Below are 6848 nucleotides of genomic sequence, written 5' to 3'. Positions count from 1 at the left end.
CTCCAAACGAGTGATCTACATCACATGTTTTCGCAGGTCAGCGGCAGTTTCCGCCCACCCGCACGGGCCTCGCCGGGCGGCGTCCGCCACGGCCCACCCGGCGGGCGGGGGCTCCCCTCGGTCGGTCGGGCAGCTCCGCCCAACCGCCGGTTCTGCGGGGGGTGCCAGGCTCGCGAAGCGACCGCGAAGCGGCCCGGCCTGGCACCCCCCGCAGGTTCGGTGGTAGCCCGAAGGGTGACCGGTCGGCCGAGGGGAGCCCCCGCCCGCCCTCACCCCAGTCACCCACCGAACCTCAACTCGCCATGCACACCGGCCCCTTGGGAGTGAAGGGCCCTCGCCGGAGGCGGTCCTTTATTCATCGCCGCCTGGTACTGCCCGGAGACGGCGCTGTTCGACGCGGGCAGTCCCGGCGGTCCGCGCCAGCGGACCCGAACGGGAACAGCCGCCCCGCCAGGGGCGTCCGCTTCGGCCCGACGAAGGAGGGCCTGGTCCGCGCCAGCGGACCCCGGCCGCCGCGCGGCCGCCGGCCCCGAAGGGGACGAAGAAGAAGGTGCCGCGCCGCCAGGCGCGTCCACGGCCCGGTGCCGACGGCACCGGCCGACGAAGGAGGCCGGGGCCGGCGAGCACGCACCGGGCCACCAACACCGCCACGCCGCCAGGCGTGTCCGCTACCGCCGCGACGACGCCCCGCCCCGGCCGGCTCGGCAGGGACGGGGCGGGGCGGCTTACGCGTGGACGTCCTCCGCTGTGAGCATCGCGTACAACCCGCGGGCCGCCTTGCGGACGTCAACCGCACGGAGAGTCAGCTCCGTCGCCTCACACCTCTCGTTGAGCTTCAGAACGTCGGCGTACTGCGCCCTGTACGACTGACCCATGTATGAGCCAGGCAGTGCGTTACGCCAGTCTTCAGCACCCTTCCACCTCGCGCGGTCCTCGTGGAACCACAGACGGTCGACGGCCTCGGTGACGAACTCGCCCCACGCCTGCGGGGGTACCCCTGACGCCTCGATCTCTGCCGTCGCTCCATCGCTCGCGATCACGATGCGCCAACTGCCGAACTGCTTGTTGGCCGCTGTCAGGATCGACCTGGTCCGACCGAACTCCAGCTCTGCCCACACCGTGCGCATCAGTTCAGATCCGCGCTCCACTGCTGCCCGCTGAGCGTCCTGATGTGCTGCAAGCGCGGCCGCACAGGCGGCGCGGTCGACCCCCGTCAGCGCTTCGCCGGTGCCAGCCACCGGGGCGACGCTCCGGCCCACAACCTGACCAAAGTAGCGAGAAATCCGGATGTACCAAGAGCTCTTGCCGTGTCGAGTCTGCATGCTCTCTCCTCGGGAGCGGGGCTCCCTGGTTGAAGGTTTGGGGCTGATGCCGGGCGGGACTGCCACCCCCTCCCGACATCCCTAATTATGCCTTATTCTGGGGTGTGGGTCTACCCGCCCGGCCCTCCGAACGGGTGACGTGCATCACTATCCTCCGGTAACCTCCGGCCGGCCTGGCAAGGGGTGCGCCTCACCGTCCAGCGTCAACTGGTGAAGGCGGCCCACTCCATTCCGCCCCTGGCGTACTTGAGACCGGCGCGCACTCGGAACGCCTCGTCGTCCGTGATCGCGCGGGAGATGCCCTGCTCGCTCAGGAACGCGTCGATGGCCTCCAGCGGTTCTTCCGAGTACCGGAAGTTGTCGGTGGTGCCGTGGGTCGCCGTGAGCTCTCCCCGCGTCCAGAGCTGGACGGAGTAGGTCCGGCTGTCCGGGTCGAAGATCGGCCGCAGTTCGGCGTCCTCGCCGTCGAGCTCGACCCGCCGCAGCTCCTCGAACAGCTCGTTGCGGCGCTTCTCGCAGTCCTCGGGGCTCCACCCCTCGACGTAGACCCCGGACCGCTGGACGGGGTACTCGACCAGGGGGCTGATGCTGCTGTAGCTCCACGGGAAGTCTGCCTGCCGGAAGTTCACCCGGTAGCGGTCCCATGCCGTGCCGCCGGGCACGCGGCCGCACCACATCGCTCCGACCCGGACACCGGCCTGGTGCTTGTACTGGTACAGGTGATCACCGGGCTGCACGTCGGCACCCTTCACCGTGATCGTCTTCAGGCGCGGGATCAGCCGGTACACCTCGATCTCGTCCGCTGCGGTCCTCATCATGATCTCCTCTGTTCGAAGGTGCGGGGGGCCCGCCGTGGCGGGCCCGGCGGGCGGGGTGGTGTCAGGACCCGAACACCGCGTCGATGGCGTTCAGGAAGTGGAACGCGCACGCCCGGCGGCGGACGGGGCGGCGGTCGGCGGGGGCCCGCTTGATCCACGGGTCCGCCTCGATCGCGACGGGGGCGGGCTGAGTGCAACGGGGGTGGTCGCAGCGGCCCGGCCGTCCGGCCTTGGCCAGGTCGATGACCCGGTACGGATCGGCCAGCGTGACGTCGAATCCGAACGCGCTGCTGCGCATCGCCGCTTCGTACGCGGCGCGCTTCGCGGCCTCGGCGCGGGCCTTCTCCGCTGCGGCGGCCTCCTGGGCGGCGATGGCTTCCGCCAGCATCTCGGCGGACGGGGAGGGGCTACCCGCCACGGTGTGGGCCTTCAGGACTTCCCTGCGGCGGCTGGCCAGCGTCTCGTCGTCCTCCCAGGGCTCGCGGACGGGCAGGACGCGACCGTGCATCCAGTTCCACCGGTCGACCATGTAGTTCAGGGCGATCTGCGGGGTGCGGACCTCGGCGACGAACTCCAGGTCGTGCAGAACGACGTCGTCCCACCACTCGGTGTGCGTCCGGCGGCCGTCACTGAAGAAGGCTCCGAGAAAGGCGTCCGTGTCGGCGAAGTAGACGTTGGCGGCCACGATGTCCCCGTGGTAGCCGTCCTCCTGGAGAGCTTCCACCAACCAGTCGTAGTGCCGGAGTTCGGCGGCGTGCATCGGGACCACGGTCAGGGGGACGTCCCGGCCCTCCGCGACCCGGGGGCCGTTACGGTGGAAGGAGACGACTCCGCCGGTGCGGTAGAGGGTACTGGTGGTCATGTCGTCTCCCTGGTGTTGAAGGTTCGGGCCTGTCGTCCAGGGCTGCCATCCCCTTTCGACATCACTAATTCTGCCTTATTTGAGTGCCTGAGTCCACCTGAAACAGTCCTCCGAACGGGTGACCTGCATCACATCTTTCCGCAGGTCAGCGGCGGTTTCCGCCCCACCCGCGCGGGCCTTGCCCGGCGGCCTCCGCCACAACTCCGCCCGGTGGGCGGGGGCTCCCCTCGGTCGGTCGGGCAGCTCCGCCCAACCGCCGGTTCTGCGGGGGGTGCCAGGCTCGCGAAGCGACCGCGAAGCGGCCCGGCCTGGCACCCCCCGCAGGTTCGGTGGTAGCCCGAAGGGTGCCCGACCGGCCGAGGGGAGCCCCCGGCCACCCCTCCACCCCAGCCACCCACCGGGCCTCAACTCGCCTTGCGCCCCAGCCCCTTGGGAGTGAGGGCCCGCCGGAGGCGCCCATCTTTCCCACCACGACCAGGTGCAGCCCGGACTCCGCCTCGGCCGGCGCGGACGGTCCCGGCGGTCCGCGTCAGCGGACCCGAACGGATACAGCCGCCCCGCCAGGGGCGTCCGTTCGGCCCGACGAAGGAGGGCCTGGTCCGCGCCAGCGGACCCCGGCCGCCCCCGCGGCCGCCGTCCCGAAGGGGACGAACAAGAGGTGCCGCGCCGCCAGGCGCGTCCACGGCCCGGTGCCGACGGCACCGGCCGACGAAGGAGGCCGGGGCCGGCGAGCACGCACCGGGCCACCAACACCGCCACGCCGCCAGGCGTGTCCGCAACCGCCGCCGCACAGCACGACGCGGCCCGGCCCCGGCCAGGTCGGCGGGGACGGGCCGCGTCGCGCGGCGGGTGCTACTCGGCGGCGGACGCCTCGGCCGTCACGCAGCAGGTGAGCGGGACGCCGTGGAGGTCGTAGTTCGTGACGCCGGGGGCGACGAAGACCTTACGGCGCCCGCTGTAGCGCAGGACGTCCGTGCTGTCCGCGTCGAGCGTCACGGTGGCGCTCGGCTTGCCGCGACGGGGGCGGTCGACCTCGGAGACGATCCCCTTAAGGCCGTTGAGGTACGCGGGGGTGAGGTTGGCGAGCTTCACCGTGGCCCCCTTCGTCACCGTCGCGGCGGCGACGGTCTCGGCCTTGCGGCGGTCGGCCGTACGGCGGGTTTTGACGGCGTCGATGATGTGGTCCAGCGCTGCGTCGTCGGCGTCGCCGACGATGAAAGCGGTCATCTGCTCAAGGGTCGTGGTCATGTGAACTCCTGTTGAAGGTTTGGGTGTTGGACCGGGGGAGAGCTGCCTCTCTCCCTCCGGCGGGTCAGGCGGTGCTGCTGGCGAGTCGGCTGACTGCCTCCTGGAAGGTCTCGGCGGAGAACATGACGTCGGGCCACTGAACGGATGCCTCGCGGCCGTCGCTGTACTCGATCCCCCACGCCAGGGAGTCGCCTTCGGCGGCCGGACCGGCGACCTGGGCGGGCTCCCATCCGGCGAAGCGGCGGCGGGGGTCTCGGGCGTCCGGCACCCACTTGCGGACCCTGACGGGCAGACCGGCCAGGCCGGTTGCGATGCGGGCCGCTTCGTCTGCGTATGACATGCAGTCTCCCGGTGTTGAAGGTTCGGGCTGTGGTCGGGAGGGGCTGCCATCCCCTCCCGACACCACTAATTCTGCCTTACTTTTGGGCCTTCGTCAACGCTCCGACGTGCGTGTTTCCAACTTTCCCCACCAAACGCGCTGCTCGCCAACCAGCAGTTCCATCGGTAGGGTTCCCGCGTCGGTGAGGATGGCCGATGATGCCTCGTCCAGGTCGACGGACAGGCGCACACGGACTTCGCCGCCGGGTTCCAGGACAAGGTACGACGACACATGCATCCCGCCCAGCGTGATCATGGGAACCTCTCCGGCTCCATCTCGTTCCGGCGCGTGCACGGGGTGGACGCGGGATTCCGCGTGCAGTCGCTCGACGTCCTCTTGCCGCACGGGTTACGCCTCCCGCGCGATCTCGTCGGCCTTGTATCCGGCCGGCCTGCCCATGCCGGGCCAGACGACCATGGCCAGTTCGTTGCCGGTGAAAGGATCGGTGCCGTACCCCGTGACGGTTCCGAGGATCAGCGGAAGCGTGCGGTGCCGCACGGTGCTGTTGCGGGGGTGGGCCTCCTCGATGGCGGGGGCCTGGGGCTGGGCTGCTTCGGTGTTCACGTCTACCTCTCGGGGGATGGGGGGCCGGTGCCGAGTGGCACCGGCCCGGCGGGCGGTCAGGCGTCGGCGCGGTCGCGGCCGACCGTGTGGCGGGTGCCGTCGCAGCACGGGCAGACCTCGCCGATCAGCCCCGCGAGGCTGCGGCCCACCGTGATCGCTCGGACGGCGCTGGCCTTGACGGGCGGGTTCTTCGGATCGGCGGTGATCCATCCGGCGGACGGCGGTACCAGGAGGGGACCCGGCGGCACTCGGAGGATGCGGGCGGCGACGTGGGAGGCGGCTGCCGCTTCGGCCTCGACCTGCTCGGCGTCGACTCCGGCCGTGGACTCGATGGCGGTCCGGGCGACCTTCAGCAGCAGGGCCCGGGATGCGTCCTCCGGGTCGATCGCCTCAGCGGGCACCCCGTTGATCAGGAAGGCGCGGTGGTCACCCTGGGCGGTCAGGGCGGCGATCAGCCGGTTGCGGACCACCTGGGCGGGGCTGCCGGAGATCGGGCGGGGCGTGACCGGCGGGCCGTCGGTCTGCGAGATGTCGAAGACCGCGTTCGAGACCCACCCGCGCGCCGGTGCCTCGTCCTGCTGTTCGGGGTCGTCCAGCGTCGACGGCTCGTCCTCCCGCCGCCCTCGCATGGGCCCCCAGATCCGGATGCCGGTCTCGTCCTTGCGGACCTGCCGCCCCTCGTCCTGCCATGCCTTGTAGCCGAGTACGCGCGTCGCCGCTGGGGCCTGGAGGCCGATGGCGATGGCGTTGACAGGTCCGCGGTGGTTCAGATGGACGGCTCCCGCCCTCATGACCGCCGCCCACACGTCGCGGCGCCCCATAGCGGCGTATCCGGCCTGGAGAAGATCCGCCAGTTCGGCGGTGCGCTGCCTGCCGAGTTCTCGCCGGGCTTCCGGCGCGAGCTTCCTGTACCCCATCGGGCTTGTCCTTTGCGTGTTGAAGGTTCGGGCCTGTCGTCCGGGGCTGCCATCCCCTTCCGACATCACTAATTCTGCCTTATTTGGGGGTCTGAGTCCACCTGGAAAGGGGGTTTGGGGGAGTGATCTACATCACACATTTTCGCAGGTCAGAGGCGGTTTCCGCCCCGCCCGCGCGGGCCTTGCCCGGCGGCCTCCGCCACAGCTCCGCCCGGTGGGCGGGGGCTCCCCTCGGTTGGCCGGGCAGCTCCGCCCGACCGCCGGTTCTGTGGGGGGTGCCGGGCTCGCGAAGCGACCGCGAAGCGGCTCGGCCTGGCACCCCCCGCAGGTTCGGTGGTAGCCCGAAGGGTGACCGGTTGGCCGAGGGGAGCCCCCGGCCACCCCCAGCCCCAGCCACTTCCCGGCCCGCACGCGGCACACCGCCCCCGCACCCCTTGGGCAGGCCCGGCGCCCGCCGGAGGCATCGGTGTTCACCTCGATCGGCGCCCTGGTTCTGCCCGGCGACGTCATCGGTCGACGCGGACAGACCGGCGGTCCGCGGCAGCGGGCCCAGGACAAAGTCGTCGCCCCGCCAGGGGCGTCCGCTTCGGCCCGACGAAGGAGGGCCTGGTCCGCCCCGCGGACCCCGGCCGCCGCGCGGCCGCCGGCCCCGAAGGGGACGAAGAAGAAGGTGCCGCGCCGCCAGGCGCGTCCACGGCCCGGTGCCGACGGCACCGGCCGACGAAGGAGGCCGGGGCC

Annotated in this window: 8 protein-coding genes; all 8 read right to left on the bottom strand. The window is 71.6% G+C overall.

Features of this window, described 5'->3' with window-relative positions; translation table 11 throughout:
- Nucleotides 1-725: 725 nt before the first annotated feature.
- Nucleotides 726-1322, bottom strand: a complete 597-nt coding sequence (locus ACZ7OO_RS39635; RefSeq protein ID WP_331725168.1) for a hypothetical protein — start codon at nt 1320-1322, stop codon at nt 726-728.
- 203 nt (nt 1323-1525) lie between these two features.
- Nucleotides 1526-2137 (bottom strand): hypothetical protein, encoded by a 612-nt coding sequence (locus tag ACZ7OO_RS39630; protein WP_471512265.1) that lies wholly within the window; start codon nt 2135-2137, stop codon nt 1526-1528.
- Nucleotides 2138-2201: 64 nt separating this feature from the next.
- The gene (locus ACZ7OO_RS39625) at nt 2202-3002 is read right to left on the bottom strand and encodes a hypothetical protein (RefSeq protein WP_331725166.1); all 801 of its coding nucleotides are present in this window, start codon (nt 3000-3002) and stop codon (nt 2202-2204) included.
- A gap of 852 nt (nt 3003-3854) precedes the next feature.
- Nucleotides 3855-4250 carry a hypothetical protein gene (locus ACZ7OO_RS39620; RefSeq protein WP_331725165.1) on the bottom strand — a complete coding sequence of 132 codons (396 nt, stop codon included), beginning with the start codon at nt 4248-4250 and terminating at the stop codon, nt 3855-3857.
- A gap of 64 nt (nt 4251-4314) precedes the next feature.
- Nucleotides 4315-4590, bottom strand: a complete 276-nt coding sequence (locus ACZ7OO_RS39615; protein ID WP_331725164.1) for a hypothetical protein — start codon at nt 4588-4590, stop codon at nt 4315-4317.
- A 93-nt stretch (nt 4591-4683) separates the two neighbouring features.
- Nucleotides 4684-4884: a hypothetical protein gene (locus ACZ7OO_RS39610; protein WP_331725163.1), complete on the bottom strand. Its 201-nt coding sequence runs from the start codon at nt 4882-4884 to the stop codon at nt 4684-4686.
- A gap of 93 nt (nt 4885-4977) precedes the next feature.
- Entirely contained in the window at nt 4978-5193 is a 216-nt protein-coding gene (locus tag ACZ7OO_RS39605; protein WP_331725162.1) for a hypothetical protein, read from the bottom strand.
- Between the two features lie 56 nt (nt 5194-5249).
- On the bottom strand, nt 5250-6110 hold the full coding sequence (locus ACZ7OO_RS39600; protein WP_331725161.1) for an ArdC family protein: 861 nt from the start codon (nt 6108-6110) through the stop codon (nt 5250-5252).
- Between the last annotated feature and the right edge of the window lie 738 nt (nt 6111-6848).

The sequence above is a fragment of the Streptomyces sp. NPDC111744 genome (genome assembly GCF_055634995.1).
Note: the sequence above shows the minus strand (reverse complement) of the source record. Positions and strands in the feature narration are given on the sequence as shown.